At 63.7% G+C, this 17,994-nt stretch carries 18 protein-coding genes; 11 read left to right on the forward strand and 7 right to left on the reverse strand.

Annotated features, from left to right (window positions below):
• Positions 1-20 precede the first annotated feature (20 nt).
• From H351_RS11415 to H351_RS11425, 3 genes are all read left to right on the forward strand, one after another.
• Positions 21-662, forward strand: a complete 642-nt coding sequence (locus tag H351_RS11415) for a TetR/AcrR family transcriptional regulator (protein WP_019744674.1) — start codon at positions 21-23, stop codon at positions 660-662.
• Positions 663-759: 97 nt separating this feature from the next.
• Positions 760-1,260, forward strand: coding sequence for a nuclear transport factor 2 family protein (locus H351_RS11420; RefSeq protein WP_020970307.1), 501 nt, complete (start codon positions 760-762; stop codon positions 1,258-1,260).
• Positions 1,261-1,285: 25 nt separating this feature from the next.
• The gene (locus H351_RS11425) at positions 1,286-1,960 is read left to right on the forward strand and encodes a pyridoxine/pyridoxamine 5'-phosphate oxidase (RefSeq protein WP_029255900.1); all 675 of its coding nucleotides are present in this window, start codon (positions 1,286-1,288) and stop codon (positions 1,958-1,960) included.
• Positions 1,961-1,975: 15 nt separating this feature from the next.
• Here the strand turns inward: H351_RS11425 and H351_RS32855 are convergent, their stop codons facing one another.
• Positions 1,976-2,284 (reverse strand): hypothetical protein, encoded by a 309-nt coding sequence (locus tag H351_RS32855; RefSeq protein ID WP_283301934.1) that lies wholly within the window; start codon positions 2,282-2,284, stop codon positions 1,976-1,978.
• Positions 2,285-2,339: 55 nt separating this feature from the next.
• Between H351_RS32855 and H351_RS32860 the strand changes: the two genes are divergently transcribed.
• Positions 2,340-2,531, forward strand: a complete 192-nt coding sequence (locus H351_RS32860) for a hypothetical protein (protein WP_306294056.1) — start codon at positions 2,340-2,342, stop codon at positions 2,529-2,531.
• A 92-nt stretch (positions 2,532-2,623) separates the two neighbouring features.
• Here H351_RS32860 and pnuC read toward each other — a convergent pair whose 3' ends face one another.
• Positions 2,624-3,274: a nicotinamide riboside transporter PnuC gene (gene pnuC, locus H351_RS11435; RefSeq protein WP_019744670.1), complete on the reverse strand. Its 651-nt coding sequence runs from the start codon at positions 3,272-3,274 to the stop codon at positions 2,624-2,626.
• Positions 3,274-4,878 (reverse strand): peptide chain release factor 3, encoded by a 1,605-nt coding sequence (locus tag H351_RS11440; protein WP_135000451.1) that lies wholly within the window; start codon positions 4,876-4,878, stop codon positions 3,274-3,276. Before H351_RS11440 ends, pnuC begins: the two co-directional genes overlap by 1 nt.
• A gap of 353 nt (positions 4,879-5,231) precedes the next feature.
• On the opposite strand from H351_RS11440, the gene H351_RS11445 reads away from it, so the two are divergent.
• Entirely contained in the window at positions 5,232-6,866 is a 1,635-nt protein-coding gene (locus H351_RS11445) for a fatty acyl-AMP ligase (RefSeq protein WP_029255898.1), read from the forward strand.
• A gap of 3 nt (positions 6,867-6,869) precedes the next feature.
• Here the strand turns inward: H351_RS11445 and pth are convergent, their stop codons facing one another.
• Together pth and H351_RS11455 are read right to left on the reverse strand one after the other, a co-directional pair.
• Complete coding sequence (pth, locus tag H351_RS11450) at positions 6,870-7,442, reverse strand: aminoacyl-tRNA hydrolase (RefSeq protein WP_003946229.1); 573 nt, start codon at positions 7,440-7,442, stop codon at positions 6,870-6,872.
• Between the two features lie 105 nt (positions 7,443-7,547).
• Positions 7,548-8,156, reverse strand: a complete 609-nt coding sequence (locus tag H351_RS11455) for a 50S ribosomal protein L25/general stress protein Ctc (RefSeq protein ID WP_020908579.1) — start codon at positions 8,154-8,156, stop codon at positions 7,548-7,550.
• A gap of 290 nt (positions 8,157-8,446) precedes the next feature.
• Between H351_RS11455 and H351_RS11460 the strand changes: the two genes are divergently transcribed.
• Positions 8,447-9,652, forward strand: a complete 1,206-nt coding sequence (locus H351_RS11460) for a GAF domain-containing protein (protein WP_019744666.1) — start codon at positions 8,447-8,449, stop codon at positions 9,650-9,652.
• Here the strand turns inward: H351_RS11460 and H351_RS11465 are convergent.
• Together H351_RS11465 and H351_RS11470 are read right to left on the reverse strand one after the other, a co-directional pair.
• Positions 9,649-11,109: an FAD-dependent oxidoreductase gene (locus H351_RS11465; protein WP_029255897.1), complete on the reverse strand. Its 1,461-nt coding sequence runs from the start codon at positions 11,107-11,109 to the stop codon at positions 9,649-9,651. The two genes, H351_RS11460 and H351_RS11465, sit on opposite strands and share 4 nt — an antisense overlap.
• An 82-nt stretch (positions 11,110-11,191) precedes the next feature.
• Positions 11,192-12,373, reverse strand: a complete 1,182-nt coding sequence (locus tag H351_RS11470) for an aminotransferase class V-fold PLP-dependent enzyme (RefSeq protein ID WP_029255896.1) — start codon at positions 12,371-12,373, stop codon at positions 11,192-11,194.
• Positions 12,374-12,387: 14 nt separating this feature from the next.
• On the opposite strand from H351_RS11470, the gene H351_RS11475 reads away from it, so the two are divergent.
• From H351_RS11475 to egtD, 5 genes are all read left to right on the forward strand, one after another.
• Entirely contained in the window at positions 12,388-13,662 is a 1,275-nt protein-coding gene (locus H351_RS11475) for an APC family permease (protein ID WP_029255895.1), read from the forward strand.
• 78 nt (positions 13,663-13,740) lie between these two features.
• A complete protein-coding gene (gene egtA / locus H351_RS11480) occupies positions 13,741-14,964 on the forward strand; it encodes an ergothioneine biosynthesis glutamate--cysteine ligase EgtA (protein ID WP_019744662.1) in 1,224 nt (407 codons plus the stop codon).
• Positions 14,961-16,268, forward strand: coding sequence for an ergothioneine biosynthesis protein EgtB (gene egtB, locus H351_RS11485; RefSeq protein WP_029255894.1), 1,308 nt, complete (start codon positions 14,961-14,963; stop codon positions 16,266-16,268). The genes egtA and egtB overlap by 4 nt, the downstream gene beginning before the upstream one ends.
• Before the next feature lies 1 nt (position 16,269).
• Positions 16,270-17,016: an ergothioneine biosynthesis protein EgtC gene (egtC, locus tag H351_RS11490; RefSeq protein ID WP_029255893.1), complete on the forward strand. Its 747-nt coding sequence runs from the start codon at positions 16,270-16,272 to the stop codon at positions 17,014-17,016.
• Positions 17,013-17,984, forward strand: a complete 972-nt coding sequence (gene egtD, locus H351_RS11495; RefSeq protein WP_029255892.1) for an L-histidine N(alpha)-methyltransferase — start codon at positions 17,013-17,015, stop codon at positions 17,982-17,984. Before egtC ends, egtD begins: the two co-directional genes overlap by 4 nt.
• The last annotated feature ends 10 nt before the right edge of the window (positions 17,985-17,994 follow it).

The raw sequence follows: 17,994 nt of genomic DNA on the forward strand, positions 1-17,994 counted from the left end.
CAGGTGGCAGGCTGAGCAGAATGCAAACCGGAAAGAAGACGGGGCGGCCGCCGACGTTGTCGACAGTGGACATCGTCGAGGCCGCCCTGGCTGGTGATCTGAGTGAATTGACCATGCCGAGTGTGGCAAAACGTCTGGGCGTCAGCCATTCTGCACTTTATCGCTACTTCGCGGACCGTGAAGCGCTGCTGCGGGCTTGTGCGGATCACGTTGTGCGTCAGACTGTATGGCCGGACACGGATCGTCCGTGGCGTGAGTTTCTGACGGATTTGTGCGACGTTCTGTGGTCCTCGTTCGAGCGCTATCCAGGTCTAGCCCAGGTCGGTCTCGCAGTTCCGGGCACGCCACCGGCGATAATCGAGATCGTGGAGAAACTGGTCGGTTCGTTGACTGCGCAGGGTTTCACACCACATGACGCGGTCCTGGCCGTGGACTTCATCTCCGAGGTGACCATGACGCAGTTCGCAATGATGGCGGCGATGGACAAGACCGTGAGCTCCGCGGATTCGCGTTCTGCGCGCCAGGCGTATCAGGAGAGTTGGAATGCGTCGGAGTCGTTGGTCGAGGGGATCGGCGACGAATCAACGTGGCACGGGCGAGGTTGGTTGGACGAGAAGATCACGATCATGCTCGACGGCCTGGAAAAGCGTGTTATCGGCTGACATTTCTACTAGCTTTGAGAGTAATGCCCGTTTCGGCGTGATACAGGCTAATGTGCACACATAGGACGGGTGGTTGCTGCACCGGGAGGCGGGGATCATGGATCTCGAAGCGATTGTTCTCATCCAAAGACTCAAGTACCGATACGCACGCGCCTTGGACACCAAATCGTGGGTCGAATTCGCCGACACTCTGACCGTCGACGCCACCGCGATCTACGGAGAACAACTCAGTTTCGATTCCCGAGATTCGTTCGTCTCCTTCCTCGAGAACACCCTCGGATCACACGTCATCACTGAACATCAGTGCGGGCAACCCGAGATCGACGTCGACGGAGACACCGCAACCGGGATCTGGTGCCTCGCGGACACTGTGGTGATCCCCGAAGACGGCATGCTTCTTCGCGGATCGGCCTTCTATCACGACAGATACACCCGCTGCAGCGACGGTGAATGGCGAATCTCCCACACGAGCTACGAGCGGACCTGGGAATCGGTGGTGGCGCTCGCCGACATGCCGAGTTTCCGATTGACGTCCAACAAGTGGGCGCTGCTGCAGCAACCGTCGTTCGGCGACTCGGTAGTTCGCAACGTCTCCTGAGGCCGCCCGCGATTAGAGTCGGCTCATGGTTGATGCAGATTTTTCGCTGCCTGACGTACGGACGTGGATTCGCGGTATCCCCGCACTGACCGGAACTCCGCCGCCCGCGCCTGAACATTTTCCGGAAAAGCCGGGAGAGTTGTTCCTCGACTGGCTCCGTGCGGCCGTGGCCTTCGGCGTCGTCGAGCCACACGTATGTGCGCTCGCGACCGTCGACAGTGACGGTATGCCCGATTCCCGCTTCCTCATCCTCAAGGACGTGACCGAGGGTGGGTTCTGGTTTTCGGGTTCAGCTGCTTCGCCGAAAGGCATTGAGCTGAAAGAAAATCCGCGAGCATCGCTCGCCTTCTACTGGCGTGAGACGGGCCAGCAGGTCCGGATTCGCGGGTTGGTTCGCGAGGGCGACGACGCACTTCGAAGCCGAGACTTCGTCGAACGCTCCGTCACTGCGAGAGCGGTGGCGACCGCAAGTAAGCAGAGCGAGGTGCTCGAAGACTTAGGGGCGTACGACGCCGCAGTGGCCGCTGCGGAAGCAAGAATCAGTGACGACCCAGGGTTCGTGTCGGAGGACTGGCGTGCGTGGTGCCTCGAGCCGGAGTCTGTCGAGTTCTGGCAGGCAGACTCCGGGCGTCGGCATCAGCGATGGTTGTACCGGCGCGGCTCGGACCGAGCATGGACACGAGCAGTGCTGTGGCCCTGAACAGCTGGGTCGAGCTCAGCTGGCGCTGATCTCCGGCGATACGAGGTTGACGACGATCGACTGTCCACCGAGCTTGGCGTGGATTTCGGGATGTTCGAACCCCGAGGACAACAGGTAGCTGCCGAGCATCGTGAGCAACTCGTCCAGATCCATCGTGGGATCGGAGGAATGCGTGCTCGAGGGTGAGGCCTGATTCGCGATGAGTTCGGTGTGGGTGAGTCGACCGGCCACTCGAACGGCGGCTACACCCATCGCGTCGCGCCGTACGACGGTGCGACTCCGAGTCTCGAGTGTCCTCGATGATTCGCGTGTTGAAGCTGGCACTGAAAGGTCCTCTCCGCTGCTGTGTGCGGCCGTGGTTCGGGTAGGAAGCGGAAACGTGAATGCATCCGATTGCTTGGGTGCGGTCGACAGAAAATCCGCTGTGGCGGTGGCACTGCTGGAACCGTTGCTCGTGGAAAGGTTGCTCGCAGAACCGTTACCCGTGGGAAGGTTGCTCGCAGAACCATTACTCGCGGAACTACTGGCTCTCGATCCGTTGCCGGAACCGTTGGGGCCCGTTATTCCGTGAGAATTCTTGTCTTCCATTGTTCGCTCCTGATGCCCGTAAACAGACCGCTGGTTTGCTTAATCGACGCAAACATACCAGGAGTCTGTTTACTGTTACACCCCTTGTGGAGTTCGGCGTTGAATGCGCAGCCACATCGCGAAGCCCCACAGAACGAAGAATGCATAGACCAGATAGAGGATCGCCGACGGGTAGTACCCGGCCCGGAATAGAAGGGGAACGCCGACAGCGTCGACGCCGATCCAGATGAGCCAGAACTCGGTCCAGCCGCGTGCCATCCCGTACGTCGCGAGGATCGAGCCGGTGAAGATCCAGGCCTCCGCCCACGCTCCGTACGAGCCGAGAAGGTCAAAGATCCAGGCGAAAGCGATTGTGCCGCTTGCCATGACGGCGATCATGGCGACTCGCTCGCGAGTTGTCGCCCAGTGGGGCAAGACTGCGCGACCGGAGTCACGTGCCCCACGTCGCCACTGGGTCCACCCGTAGACGCTGACGGTGATGAACAACAACTGACGGCCGGCCTGGCCGTAGAGATTGAGCTCTTGCGGCGTGTGGAAAAGTGCGCCCATGAAGACCGTGAACAACAAGGCATTTCCGGCTATACCGACAGGCCACGCCCATACCGAGCGTCGCGCGCCCGCGATCGCGGAGCCTATTCCGAACGCGTTTCCGATGATCTCTCGCCAGAGAATCGTGGCGCTGCCGATGTGCAGTTCAGCGTCGAACAGCGCCTCGATCAGGCTCATCAGTCCGCAGCAGCGACGAGGGGTTCGAGCGTCAGATCCGGGAGTTCCTTCTGGATGTACTGCAGGCGCCACTTGTCACTGACAAGGGCGAGCAGGACACCGTCGGATCGGGTGAAGACCTCCACACCGCGCTGACGGTTCAGTTCGACCTCGGACGCGGCGTCGGTACGGCGGGCCAATGCGTAGCCGAGTGGTTCCATCTTGGCCTCGACGTTGAACTCGGCCTTCATGCGCGCTGCGACGACCTCGAACTGCATCGGGCCGACAGCAGCCATGACGGGGGAGGCGTCGCCGCGGATGTCGTTGCGGAGAATCTGGACGACGCCCTCGGAATCGAGTTGATCGACTGCACGGCGGAACTGCTTGTACTTGCCGGCGCTTTCGGCGCGCAGGATCGAGAAGTGTTCCGGCGCGAACGACGGGATCGGCGGGAACTCCACCTTCTTCTCGGTGTACAGCGTGTGGCCGGGTGCGAGTGCGGTGGCGTTGACGAGGCCGACGACGTCGCCGGGGAACGCGGATTCGACGGTGGAACGTTCACGGCCGAATACCGTCTGCGCGTACTTGGTCGTGAAGGGCTTGCCGGTTTGAGCATGTGTGACAACCATGCCGCGCTCGAACACGCCGGAGACGATGCGCATGAACGCCAGACGGTCACGGTGCGCGGTGTCCATACCGGCCTGCACCTTGAAGACGACCGCGCTGAACGGATCGGTGACCTCGCGCGGCTTGCCGCTGAGGTCTTCGCGGCCCCGCGGCGGCGGCGCCAATTCGACGAGAGTGTCGAGGATCTGGCGGACACCGAAGTTGAGCATCGCGGACGCGAAGATCACCGGGGACGTCTGACCGGCGAGGAACATCTCCTGATCGTGGTCCTGGCCGGTAGCGGAGAGCAGTTCACTCTCCTCGGCCGCGGTCTCCCACTCGGAGCCTTCCTTGGCGAGCGCCGCGTCGGCGTCCATGACCTCTTCGGGGGCGATCTTCGCGCCGCCTGCGGTACGGGTGAAGCGGACGTACTCGCGAGCCTCACCGTCTTCGCCGCGCCGCAACAGTCCTCGGAAGTCGCCGGCGATGCCGACGGGCCAGTACAGGGGAGTGGGCGTGAGGCCGATGCGTTCGCTGATCTCGTCGAGCAGTTCGAGAGGAGTCTGGCCGGGACGGTCCCACTTGTTGATGACCGTGATGACCGGAATGCCGCGGTGACGGCACACCTGGAACAACTTGAGCGTCTGCGGTTCGAGGCCCTTGGCAGCGTCGATGAGCATGACGGCTGCGTCGACGGCGGTCAGGACGCGGTACGTGTCCTCGGAGAAGTCGGAGTGACCGGGGGTGTCGACGAGGTTGATGACGTTGATCTGCTCGTCCGGGGTCTCGGACGAGTGGTAGTTGAACTGCAGTGCGGTGGAACTGACGGAAATGCCGCGGGCCTTCTCCATCTCCATCCAGTCCGAGACCGTCGACTTGCGGCCGGCCTTGCCGTGGACGGCACCAGCCTCGGAGATCTTCTTCGCGTGCAGTGCCAGCGCTTCGGTGAGTGTCGACTTACCGGCGTCAGGATGCGAGATGACGGCGAAGGTGCGGCGACGCTCCGCCTCGGCGGACAAGCCCTTGGTCGTCGTCGTGACCGCGACCGACCCGCCCTCGGTTGAATCGGGGCCTTCGGTGTCGGACTGGACAGTCGAGTCGGAAGGGACGGTCGAGTCGGACGGGGTAGTCAACGAAGAACCTCTCGAAGTGGGCGTCGGTGCCGGCGACGTGCCGGTGCGCGGACAGGTGGAGAGTGCGGCAGCACAACAGAGAAAGGATACTCGCAGACCACGAGGCAGTAGCCACTGCGGCGTAACACTCGGCGAACGATCGCTGATTATCAATGTATGTGTGTGTTCGAACACACAGCCATTTGTGTCCTGCGAAGAGTTGCACTGAATCGAAGAGTGACACTGACCGAGGAGTTGCGTTGAGCAAGTTCACCGAAGAGATGTACGCGACCGCCGCAGTCACCGACCGCGGCCTGGTGACGGGAGAGCCCGACAACGCTTTCCGTCAGACCTGGGGCGACATCCACCAGGAAGCTCGGCGCATGGCCGGTGGCCTGGCCGAGGTCGGCATCGATCGCGGCGTCGCGATCGGCATTCTCGCCGGACAGCCCGTCGACATCGCGCCTGCCTGCCAGGCGACGTGGATGCGCGGTGCGTCGGTGACGATGCTGCATCAGCCGACCCCCCGAACGGATCTGGGCGTCTGGGCTCAGGACACCGAGACGGTGATCGACATGATCTCCGCAAAAGCCGTCATTCTGGGTGCACCATTCGACGCGGCCAGGCCGCTCCTCGAAGAGCGTGGCATCACCGTCGTGACGGTGGACGAGCTTCGTGGCGGAACGTCGATCGATCCCGTGGAGACGGCCGAATCGGATATCGCACTCCAACAGTTGACGTCAGGTTCCACCGGTTCGCCCAAGGCCGTGCAGATCACGCACGAGAACTTCTACACAAATGCGTACGCGATGATCAACCGCATCAAGTTCTCCATCGAGGACGACGTGATGGTGAGCTGGCTTCCGCTCTTCCACGACATGGGCATGGTCGGCTTCCTGACGGTTCCGATGCAGGTGGGCGCCGAGGTCATCAGCATCACGCCGATGGATTTCCTGCGCACCCCGGTGCTGTGGGCGGAACTCATGGGCAAGTACGGCGGAACTGTCACCGCCGCACCGAACTTCGCGTACTCGCTCTTGGCTCGTCGACTCGCACAGGCAGAAGACGGGGCAGTCGACCTCTCCAGCGTCCGATACATGTGGAACGGCGCCGAACCGGTGGATCCCGACACGATGGATGCCCTCGCCGAGGCCGGTGCGCGTTTCGGTTTGAACCCGACCGCGCTCGCTCCCGTGTACGGAATGGCGGAAACCACGCTCGCCGTGTCGATTCCGGATCCCGATCAAGGTCAGGTCCTCGACTACGTCGATCCCGACTTCCTCGAGTCGATGTCTCGGGCGGTGCCGTCCAATCGCCCCAACGCTCGTGCCCTCGCCACACTCGGAAAGATGGTGCCTGACCTCGAGGGACGCATCGTCGACCGCGACGGCCAGGTACTTCCGGCCCGCGGCGTCGGAATCATCGAGGTTCGCGGCAAGGCAGTGACCCCCGGTTACGTCACGGTGGAAGGTCACAAGCCGGCGCAGGACTCCGACGGTTGGCTCGACACCGGTGACGTCGGGTACTTCACCGAAGAAGGACTGGTCGTGGTGTGCGGGCGAGTCAAGGACGTCATCATCATGGGCGGCCGGAACGTGTACCCCACAGACATCGAACGGGCGGCCGGAAGCGTTGCCGGTGTGCGCCCGGGAAATGCCGTCGCAATCCGTCTCGATGCCGGCCAGAAGCGTGAGAGCTTTGCGGTCGCCGTCGAGACCAACGCTTTCGAAGATCCGGAAGAGGTCAAGCGCATCGAGCGCGAAGTGGTCCACGCCGTGGTTGCCGACGTCGGTGTCCGACCTCGCGCCGTTGCGGTTCTGGGCCCCGGCAGTATTCCGAAGACGTCGTCGGGAAAGCTCCGCCGCGCCAATTCGGCTGCCCTGCTGGGTAACTGACTGTCAGTGCAAGCGGTTCTGTGCGGCTTCGAGCCCGAGTTCGAGCAGTAGCTCCACTGCATCCGCAGCTTCTTCGCACACGAGATCGAGTTCTTTTCGCTCCGTGGACGAGAACGGCTTGAGAACGTAGTCCGCCGGGTCCATTCGGCCCGGCGGGCGACCGATCCCGACGCGCGTGCGCAGGTAGTCCTTGGTGGTCAACGAACTCGAAATGGACCGCAGACCGTTGTGTCCGCCTTCGCCGCCGCCGAGTTTGAGTCTGATGGTCCCGAAATCGAGATCCAGTTCGTCGTGGACGACGATGATGTTCGCGGCATCGACCGAGAAGAATCGCGCGAGACCGGCGACCGCGCCACCCGAGAGATTCATGTACGAGCGTGGTTTTCCGAGAATCACACGTCGGCCGGCGAGGCGACCTTCGACGATTTCGGCGCCACTCTTCTTGTGTACGTTGAACTTTCCGCCCATGCGCCCGGCAAGGGTGCCGGCGACCATGAAGCCGACGTTGTGCCGGGTCTTCTCGTACTGCGGGCCGGGATTACCCAGGCCGATGACGAGGGCGGTATCTGTGCTCAACGGACGCTACTTTCTGGCTTGTTTTTCCTGCTACGCACGAACGGCGCGTCACTCCGAATCGGAATGACGCGCCGCGCGCAGTGAGTTCTGTTGGAACCGAGAGGATCAGGCCTCTTCTGCAGCCTCGTCGGCGGCGGGAGCTTCTGCGCCCTCTTCGAGGTCAGCCTCGGTCGGTGCAGCAACGACGTTGACGATCAGGGTGTCGGCGTCAGCCTGCAGGACGGAGCCGGCGGGCAGTTCGAGCTGGCTTGCCAGGATCTGGGTGCCGATTTCGAGGCCCTCGACCGAGACCTCGATCTGCTCGGGGATGTGGAGGGCGTCTGCCTCGATGGAGATGGTCGATGCATCCTGCGCGACCATGGTGCCTGCAGCAGCGTCACCGACGACTACGACGTGAACGTCGATGGTGACCTTCTCGCCCTTCTTGATGACGAGGAGGTCAGCGTGCTCGATGTAGCTGCGGATGGGGTGCACGACGACCGACTTGGTCAGTGCAACCTGCTCCGTGCCCTCGATGTCGAGGGTGAGGATGGCGTTGGTGCCCTGTGCGCGGAGGATGCGAGCGAAGTCGCGAGCCGGCACGTTGAGGTGGCGGGGATCTTCGCCGTGGCCGTACAGAACCGTGGGGACCTGGCCGTCGCGACGTGCGCGGCGAGCTGCGCCCTTGCCGAATTCGGTGCGGACGACGGCGACGAGGTTGTTTTCTTCAGACATGATGAAACGGCTCCTACAACTCACGGGGTTCGTGCTCGGTTTACTGACGTGTGGTTTTGCCTGCGGCAAGGCGGACAGGCGCGCACACGGCCAGGAGCGAAACGCTCGAGCTGAGCCGTAGCCGCGTCGATCACGGTAAACCTGCAACGTGTGGAACTGCTGCGATTCACCCTCGCCGAGACAACTTTGGATACGTTACCGGAGTTTGCTCCCCGCCGCTAATCGCAGGTGGTGGGGACCTGGCCGTGTGGACGTGGTTCGCGTCACATCGAAGGCGGTAGCCTGACGGAGTGACCACCGTGGGGAGCGCTCCCGAAGGCAGTCGGCTCGGTGCCGTCGTGCCGGGTACCGACCTGTCGCAGCATGCGCGCCTTCTGAGCCGGGTGCACGACGCAGTTCTCTCGGGGCAGGAACCACCGGCGCAGCCGCGGACCGTCGTGGCGCGATCGTGGTCGCGGGTGGCTGCGGGTGGGCTCGCGCCCGATCATTGCGGCGCGTCCGCTGTCGCCGATTTCTCCGAGTTGGAGTCGAGGCGTTCGCGTACCGCGCTGCGCAGCGTTCTGCCCGAACTGCGAACCACGCTCACCGAGGTCGCCGAGGACGCAGGCTTCATCGTGGTCGTTGCCGACGCCGACGGTGTCCTGCTCTGGCGCGAAGGGGCGAAGACCGTCAAACGTGCGGCGGACGCACTCGGGTTTGCCGAAGGCGCGCGCTGGTCGGAGCAGTCGGTGGGTACCAACGCGATCGGTACCGCGCTGATCGAAGATTCTGCGGTGCAACTCTTCTCGGCCGAGCACTATGCGCCGACGCATCACAATTGGTCATGTACCGGCTCGCCTGTGCACGACCCCCGGACAGGCGAGATCCTGGGTGTGGTGGACATCAGCGGGTCCGCAGCCTCGGTGCATCCCACCACTGTCGCGCTGGTTCGCACCGCGGTTCGCCTCGCGGAGGCGACGCTGTGGCGCGAGCATGCAGCTCAGCTCGATCGCCTGCGCTCGCGGGCGGCGCCATTGTTCGCGGCGGGCACGGGTCCGGCATTGGTGGTCGACGAGTTCGGCTGGGTGGCCGGCGCCAGCGGGATTGCCGCGCCTGACCGGGTGGCGGCACCCAGTGCGGGAAAGCCCGTCATCGTGCCAGGTCTTGGGATGTGTCTGCCTGAGCCGCTCGGTGACGGCTGGCTGTTGCGCACCGGCGTCGGCGGGCCGGTGATCGAGCTCGAGCTGTCACTCGGTGCATCGCCGCAGGTGACGGTCCGTGGTGATGCAAACTGGACGCGCGCGCTTTCGCCGCGTCACGCTCAGATCTTGCGTGCGCTGGCAGCCGTGGGATCGGCTGGCGTGGATGCCGCAGGCCTGAGCGAAGTGCTCTTCGGTGATCGCGAGCATGTGGTGGCAGTGCGCGCCGAGGTGTCCAGATTGAGGAAACACCTCGGCGCGGTTCTGCAGACTCAGCCGTACCGCTTTGCCGACGGCGTGCGGGTTGTGGTGACCTAGCGCGCTGCGCTGATTCCGGCACGACGTCCGAAGAAGCTGCCGTCGCCGAGACTGGTTCCGCTGGCGTAACCACCTGCGCAGACACCGGACGTGCAGCGCCCCGCTGCGAATAGTCCGGGGATCGGCGCACCCGAGACGTGCAGAACCTCGGAATCGACGGTTGTCTTCAATCCTCCCAGCGTGAATCCGCCTGTGCGGCCACGTAGATCGATTGCCGCGAACGGGCCGACGATCGGCTTGACCCACTCGGACTTCTTGCCGAGCACCGGGTCGGACCCTTCAGCCGCGTGACGGTTGTAGAGGTCGACGGTCGATTGCAGCGATCCGGCGGGAAGCCCCATCTCGGCTTCGAGTTCCTCGACGGTTTCCGCCACCCAGGTCGGCTGCGCCCGCAACTGCGCACTGGACGATTCGGCATTCATGCCTTCCTCGTACGCAGCTTCGTCGATCACGAGGAATGCCTGGTTGTCCTGCTGGAACAGTGTTGCCTGTCCGATGCGGCCCGGGTAGGTGTCTTCGGGGATGTATCGCTGACCACGGCCGTTGACAAGAATGCCGCGCACCATCAACTGTGGGTCGCAGAAGAACGCGACCTCGGTGGCGTCCATGTGTGCGGTGTCGGCGCCCAGAGCCTGACCGATCTGGATTGCGCGGCCGTCGTGCGCTTCGATCGAGGCCGCCGGGTGGCCGAAGATACGCGGTGCGTTCGAGCGCACCATCTCGTTGTTGTACGCGAAACTGCCCATCGCAAGCACGACGCCTTTGCGGGCACGAATCGCGACGTCCTTGCCGTAGCGCTTGGCGACAACTCCCACGACCCGATCGCCGTCGACCACCAAAGTCTGGACACGCAGATCGTATTCTGCACGGACACCGAGCTTTTCGGCCGTCTCGACGAGTGGCTTCATCAGCATGTAGCCGCCGCCCTGCTCGCCGGTCTTCTTCTCGCTCATCTGCGGGACGTGTCCGCGGGGCGCGGGATCGACGAGCGCGTTGAACGGTGCGGCGTTTTCGCCGCCTGAGTACATGAGGCCGTCGTCGTACGGCGGTTCCCAGCCGGGCTGACCCCAGAACGATTCCTTGAACGGGACGCCGGCGTCGACGAGCCAGTTGTAGTGATCGACGCTGCCCTCGCAGTACGCGTCGATCTTCGTGTCGTCGGTTCCGGGGCCGAGCGCTGCCTTCATGAACGTCTTCATGTTCTCGACCGAGTCCTCGAACCCGCACGCCTTCTGCAACGGCGTTCCACCGCCCAGGTAGATGAATCCACCAGCCAGTGACGCGGCTCCGCCCCAACCGCCCGTCCGCTCCAGGACGAGCACCTCGGCGCCCGCACGCGCTGCTTCGATCGCAGCGGTGACGCCGGCGATGCCGTATCCCGCGACGACGACGTCGGCCTCGTAGTCCCAGGTGGTGATGTCTGCAGCGGAGATCGGTCTGACGGTCGGGTCGGCCATGCGAAGCGTCCTTTCGGAAGACGAAACTACTGATCGCCACACAGTTGCAGTTTCGACTTCCGCGGATCAGGTGTGGTCCCGGTCAACGGGAGGTTTGTAATCTCCTGACCGCGCCAAGGAATGCGTCCAGGTCCGCTTCGTCGACGAAGTAGTGCGGCGATGCGCGAACCACGGCGTCGAGCCCGCGTGCATCCATGTCGAGGAGCGTGGACCCGCGACCGCTGACGGTGACGGTGATGTTCTGTGCTGCAAGCTGATCCCGCACGAGGTGCTCGGAAAAACCTTCGACGGTGAAGGAAACGATGCCGCTCAGCTGGGTTCCTCGATCGTGGACGTCGACTCCGGGAATCGATGCCAGCCCTTGCCGCAGCGCGACTGCTCTGGATTCGATCTGTGCCCACACCGTGTCGGTGCCGATCGAGAGCAGATAATCGGCGGCGACGCCAAGACCCAGGCGCGCAGCGACACTCGTCTCCCAGAGTTCGAATCGTGTTGCGTCCGGTGCGGGGACGAAGCTGTTCTCGCTCGTCCATTCCGCTCCGTGCAGGTCCATCGCAGCGGGTTCGAGCGCGTCGACGAGTCCGGGGCGGACGTACAGGAATCCGGTTCCGCGTGGCCCGCGGAGCCACTTGCGGCCGGTGGCGCTGAGGGCGTCGATGCCGAGTTCGGTGACGTGGATGGGCAACTGGCCGAAGGACTGGCACGCGTCGAGCAGAACGAGAGAGCCATGGGCTCTGGCCAATTCGACGACCTCGCGGACGGGGTTGATCAGGCCGCCGTTGGTGGGGACGTGGACGACGGAGACGAGGCGAACCCGATCGTCGAGCATGTTCTCGAGTGCGTCGAGGTCGATGCGTCCGTACTGATCGCTCGGGATGATCTCGACGTGGGCGCCGGTCGAACGCGCCCGCCCCAGCGCGGCGATGGCGTTGCTCGCGTATTCGACTCCGCTGATGAGGATTCGATCACCAGGTCCGAGCGAAACCGAGGCGAAGAAGTCGTTCCACGCGCGGGTCGCGCTGTCCGTCAACGCGATATCGGTTGCCTGAGCGCCGATGACCCGGGCCAGCGAATGCGGAACAGCAGCCAGGGCGCCGCTCTGACGAGCAGCTGCGACGTATCCGCCGACGTCGGCTTCACGTCGCAGGTGCTCGATCATCGTGGTCAGCACCGGCTCGGGTGGGAGCGAGGATCCCGCGCTGTCGAGGAACACCTTGTCGAGGCATCCGGGAGTGTCGCGGCGGATCGTGTCGAGATCGAACATGGCACCTTCCGTTCATGTCGGTGTGGTTCAAACTACCTGTGAACGAAGCTGTCCCGATGGAGCGAAGGCTGGGCACGTCCGATGCCGTGGTGATCGGCCTCGGCGCGATGATCGGCGCCGGAGTCTTCGTGGTGTTCGCGCCCGCTGCCGCGGTGGCCGGTACCGGGTTGCTTGTGGGCCTGGCGATTGCAGCGTTCATCGCATTCTGCAACGCGACGTCGTCGGCGCAGCTTGCGGCCAGATACCCCATGTCGGGTGGGACCTACGTCTACGGACGTGAGCAGCTCGGACCATGGTGGGGGTTTGCCGCAGGCTGGTCGTTCGTGATCGGGAAGACCGCGAGTTGCGCGGCAATGGCCCTGACTTTCGCGACGTATGTTGCGCCTACCGCCTGGCGTGTTCCCGTCGCGGTATTGGTGGTGGCGGCGATGGTTGCAGTCAACTACCGCGGAGTGACGCGGACGGCGCACATGGCCAGGGTGATCGTCGCTGTGTCGGCGACAGCACTGTGCGTAGCGCTGCTGGTTGCCGTCGTCGGTCCTGGTGCAGTGCGCGAGCTCCCGGATCTCACGTTCGGGTCGTGGTACGGAATCCTGCAATCGGCGGGGCTGCTGTTCTTCGCCTTCGCCGGCTACGCCAGGATCGCAACGCTGGGGGAGGAAGTGCGCGATCCGCGCCGCACGATTCCGCGGGCGATCCTGATTGCTCTCACCGTCGCCGTCATCCTGTATGCACTGGTAGCGGTGGTGCTGTTGGTGACGATGGGGCCTGATCGGCTGGCGAACTCGGCACGGCCCTTGGCCGATGCAGTGGGCGCGACCGGGTGGAACTGGGCGGTTCCCGTAGTGGTGATCGGTGCCGCGGCGGCATCGGCGGGGGCGCTGCTGGCTCTGATCGCGGGGGTGAGCCGTACGGCGATGGCGATGGCACGCGAGCGTGATCTGCCGGTTGCCCTCTCAGCAGTCCACCCACGGTTCGAGGTACCTCACCATGCGGAACTTGTGGTCGGTGCTGTCGTGATCGTTTTGGTGTCGACAACCGATCTTCGTGGGGTGATCGGCTTTTCGTCGTTCGGAGTGCTGCTCTACTACCTCGTCGCGAACGTGAGTGCGTACAGCCAGCGCGGGGTGGACCGGATGTATCCGAAGTGGCTGCAAGCGGTCGGCGCGGCTGGTTGTGTCGTTCTGGTGGTCACACTTCCGTGGATCGCGGTTGTTTCCGGGGTAGGTGTTGTTCTGGCCGGTTGTGGGTACCGGTGGATACGACTGAAGAAATTCAACGACACGTAACACCACAAAGGGTGCATCTCGGACGTTGGCGTTCTATCGTCGGTAGCGACCGCGAAGACCGCCCGAAGGGGAAGTCGAATGGTGACAGCAGCGTTGACAGCAGCACAGACCACGCAGGTGGATTCGCGTCCTGCGGCCGAGGCCTACGTCGGTGGTGTGTGCTTCAAACAGGGGCCACCCCGCTTGGTAGGAGCTGAGCTCGAGTGGCTGACCAGCCACGTTCCCGGTGGAGAGAGGCCGTCAGCCGCGACTCTGGCAAGGGCACTCGGGCGACATGCACCCACCAGTATCGACCCGGATTCACCGGCGGCACCGCTTCCGCGTGGCAGCCTCGTCACCGTAGAACCTGGCGGACAAATAGAACTCTCCTCAGCGCCGCGCACGTCCGCTCGCGAACTGTGTGACTGCCTCGACGACGACCGTCGTACTCTCGAAACACTCCTCGCGCCGTACTCCATCGAAATCAGTTCGGCGGCGGCCGACGTCGCCCGCCCACCTTCCCGGATTCTCCGGCTGCCGCGTTATTGCGCAATGGAATCCCGCTTCGCCGGGATAGGACCGTACGGCACCTTGATGATGTGCAATACCGCGGCAGTACAGATCAGTGTCGATGCCGGCGGCAGCCCGGAGTCCATCGCCCAGCGTTGGCGGCTCCTCGGGGACATGGGCCCGGCTCTCATCGCAGCGTTTGCGTGTTCTCCACGCTTGCAAGGGGTTCCGAAGGGAGATTGGGCGTCCCAACGCATGCGGACGTGGCTCGAACTCGATTCCTGGCGAACGGTCGCAGTCCCGCAAGTGCAGGACTACGCCGGCTGGGCGCTCGATGTTCCGCTGATGTGTGTGCGAAACGAGGGTGACGATTGGACGGCTCCGCGGGGTGCCACTTTCGGAGACTGGATAGACGGCGCTGTGGATGCCGAGATCGGACGCCGACCCGTCTGGGCAGACTTGGACTATCACCTGTCTACGCTGTTCCCGCCGGTTCGCGCCGTCGGGCATCTGGAGGTTCGCTACATCGATGCGCAGCCGGGAGATCTGTGGCGAGTACCGGTAGCAGCGATCGACGCGTTGCTGTCCGGGCCTGCCGTGATGAGGGAGGCCAGTGATGCTGCAGCATCTACGGCCGGGCGGTGGCGAGACGCGGCGGAGTACGGATTGGACGATGTCGAACTGCGTTCGGCTGCAACCTCTCTGATGTCGCTTGCCGCGTCGTATGCGCCGGAGCCGCAGTTCGTTCGTCTTCTCGATGCCGCAGCCGAACGGTGTTGTCGCGCAATCGTGCCCGGTGAGAGCGACACATGACGGGGGAGATCACCAAGGAAGCGGTCGAAGCCGTACTTCTGCGAGCGCGTGAGCGGTCGACTCTGCTCACCGACTGCGTCGACGATACCGAATTGATCGCTCAGCATTCCCCGTTGATGAGTCCACTCGTGTGGGACCTGGCTCACATCGGCAATCAAGAGGAACTCTGGTTGGTGCGCGACGTCGGTGGCCGCGATCCGGTGCGTAGCGACATAGACGAGCTGTACGACGCTTTCAAGCATTCGAGATCGTCGAGACCCACACTTCCCCTGCTCAACCCGGCCGAGGCGCGCGAATACGTACGTACGGTCCGTGGAAAGGTCTGGGATGTGCTCGAAGCCAGCACGTTCGGTCGCACAGAACTCGACGTGGACGGTTTTGCCTTCGGGATGATCGCGCAGCACGAGCAGCAACACGCCGAGACCATGCTCGCGACCCACCAATTGCGTTCGGGACCCACGGCACTCGTTGCGACTCCCGCTCCGCAAGCGGCCCGCATGCCGGAACTCGACGAGGTCACCATCGCGGCCGGCCCCTTCGTCATGGGGACCGACGACGAACCGTGGGCACTCGACAACGAGCGCACTGCGCATCAGGTCTATCTCACCGACTTCGCGATCGACAGATTCCCGGTCACGAACGGGCAGTTCGTCGAATTCATCGAGGACGGCGGGTATTCCCGACCGGAACTGTGGTCTCGCGACGGTTGGCGGCATCGCGTCGACGCGAAACTTCGTGCACCCCTGTTCTGGGAACACGACAGTTCGGGTTGGTGGCACGAGACTTTCGGCGTCGAGGCTCCGGTTCCGCCGGACAAGCCGGTAGTGCATGTGAGCTACTACGAGGCTGAGGCCTACGCCGGCTGGGCAGGCAAACGGCTTCCCACCGAGGCGGAATGGGAAAAGGCCGCGCGCTGGGATCCGGAATCCGGAAGATCACGACGGTTCCCCTGGGGGGACGTGTCCGCAGACGAGAATCTCGCCAATCTCGGTCAACGCCATCTCGGCCCCGCCGGCGTCGGTTCTTACCCAGCAGGGGCGTCAGCAGCGGGTGTCGAGCAGTTGATCGGCGACGTATGGGAGTGGACGTCTTCGGGTTTCCATCCGTATCCGGGTTTCCGGGCATTCCCGTATCGGGAGTACTCGGAGGTATTCTTCGGCGGCGACTACAAGGTGTTGCGAGGGGGATCGTTCGGGACCGACAGCGTTGCCTGTCGTGGGACGTTCCGTAACTGGGACCATCCGATCAGGCGCCAGATCTTCTCGGGTTTTCGTTGCGCCAGAACGATTTCGGGTAGACCCTGACATGTGTCGGCACCTCGGGTATCTCGGGCCGGCACGTTCGGTTCGTGAACTCATCCACGACGGCGAGAACTCACTGATGCGACAGTCGTGGGCACCTCGCGAGATGCGCGGCGGCGGGACCATCAATGCCGACGGATTCGGTGCGGTGTGGTGGAACGGTGGAAGACAGGGACGGTACCGCAGTATCTCGCCGATCTGGTCGGACCCGACAGTCGACGAGACGTTGTCCCACATCGGTTCCGGAGCCGTCCTCGCCGCCGTGCGTTCCGCGACGGAGGGGATGGCCGTCGAGATCGGTGCCTGCGCACCGTTCGTCGACGGAACCTACGCTTTCAGTCACAACGGAGCGGTATCCGGTTGGCCTGGATCACTCGCAGACTTGGCGGCAGAAGTTCCGGCCGTCGAACTGCTGAAGATGCCCGCCCCGACGGATGCTGCCTTGTTGTGGACAGTGCTTCGGCATCGGTTGAAGTCGAAGCCCGCGGAGGTCGCCGTGACGAGCCTCGTTCACGATGTGGCTGCGGCGGCGCCGGATTCACGATTGAACCTCCTGTTCGGCGACGGGCAGGAACTGTGGGCCACGGCGTGGGGCCACACGTTGTACACGCGGGTCGACGAGTCGCGGGCCCTGATCGTTTCCGAACCGTTCGATCGATCCCCGGACTGGGAGCAGGTGCCGGACCGGCACATCGTCTGCGCGCGTCCCGGCCATGTGATCATCACCCCGATCCCGATGGGAGAAAAATGAAAACCCCTACGCTCGAGGTTTATCTGACACCGGCCGAATCGGTCGACGCACTGCGAGCCGAGGCCAGGGAGGGGCTCAGCGCAACGCCGAAGTGGCTCTCGCCCAAATGGTTCTACGACGCGCGTGGAAGTGAACTGTTCGAGGAGATCACGGCCTTACCCGAGTATTACCCCACCCGTACCGAACGCGGCCTGCTCACGCAGTACGCCGACGAGATCGCGGCGTTGACCGAACCCGAGATCCTGATCGAACTGGGTTCAGGTTCCTCGGAGAAGACGCGGTTACTCCTCGACGCGATGACGGCTCGCGGAACTCTGCGAACGTATGTACCGCAGGATGTTTCGGTGACGGCCCTCGAAGGCGCGGCGCAGCAAGTCGGTGCCGAGTTTCCCGGAATCGACGTGCTCGGAGTGGTCAGCGATTTCACGGGTTCGCTGCATCATCTGCCCGGTGGTGGACGGCGCGCGGTCGCTTTTCTCGGCGGAACTCTCGGTAATCTCGTTCCCGCAGAACGAGCCGAGTTCCTCTCGGGGATCGCAGCGGTGCTCGCTCCGGGGGAGAACCTGATCCTGGGTGTGGGATTGGTGATCGATCCGGCTGTTCTCGTGCCCGCCTACGACGACGCTGCCGGCGTGACTGCGCAGTTCAACCTCAACGTTCTCGCGGTCCTGAACAAGCAACTGGGAGCGAACTTTCCCTTGGAAGACTTCCGTCACGTCGCGCTCTGGGATGCCGAGAACCAGTGGATCGAAATGCGGTTGGAAGCACTTCGTGAACTCTCGGTGCATATCGACGACCTGGATCTGGAGATCACCTTCGCAGCGGGCGAGCAGCTGCGCACCGAGATCTCGGCGAAGTTCACCGAGGACGGGATTGCCGCGGAGCTCGCATCCGCGGGATTTGGGGTACGGAAGGTGTGGACGGATCAGGATCAGCGCTTCGCGCTGTTGTGCGCGCAGCGGGCGTGAGCGTTCACTA

The sequence above is a fragment of the Rhodococcus erythropolis R138 genome (genome assembly GCF_000696675.2).
GTDB lineage: Bacteria > Actinomycetota > Actinomycetes > Mycobacteriales > Mycobacteriaceae > Rhodococcus_F > Rhodococcus_F erythropolis.

Coding starts and splice junctions, on each gene's coding strand:
- H351_RS11475 (WP_029255895.1), top strand. CDS start 12,388: ATGTCGGTGTGGTTCAAACTACCTGTGAACGAAGCTGTCCCGATGGAG.
- pnuC (WP_019744670.1), bottom strand. CDS start 3,274: ATGAGCCTGATCGAGGCGCTGTTCGACGCTGAACTGCACATCGGCAGC.
- egtA (WP_019744662.1), top strand. CDS start 13,741: ATGGTGACAGCAGCGTTGACAGCAGCACAGACCACGCAGGTGGATTCG.
- egtC (WP_029255893.1), top strand. CDS start 16,270: ATGTGTCGGCACCTCGGGTATCTCGGGCCGGCACGTTCGGTTCGTGAA.
- H351_RS11455 (WP_020908579.1), bottom strand. CDS start 8,156: ATGTCTGAAGAAAACAACCTCGTCGCCGTCGTCCGCACCGAATTCGGC.
- H351_RS11415 (WP_019744674.1), top strand. CDS start 21: ATGCAAACCGGAAAGAAGACGGGGCGGCCGCCGACGTTGTCGACAGTG.
- H351_RS11425 (WP_029255900.1), top strand. CDS start 1,286: ATGGTTGATGCAGATTTTTCGCTGCCTGACGTACGGACGTGGATTCGC.
- H351_RS11465 (WP_029255897.1), bottom strand. CDS start 11,109: ATGGCCGACCCGACCGTCAGACCGATCTCCGCTGCAGACATCACCACC.
- egtB (WP_029255894.1), top strand. CDS start 14,961: ATGACGGGGGAGATCACCAAGGAAGCGGTCGAAGCCGTACTTCTGCGA.
- egtD (WP_029255892.1), top strand. CDS start 17,013: ATGAAAACCCCTACGCTCGAGGTTTATCTGACACCGGCCGAATCGGTC.
- H351_RS11420 (WP_020970307.1), top strand. CDS start 760: ATGGATCTCGAAGCGATTGTTCTCATCCAAAGACTCAAGTACCGATAC.
- H351_RS11470 (WP_029255896.1), bottom strand. CDS start 12,373: ATGTTCGATCTCGACACGATCCGCCGCGACACTCCCGGATGCCTCGAC.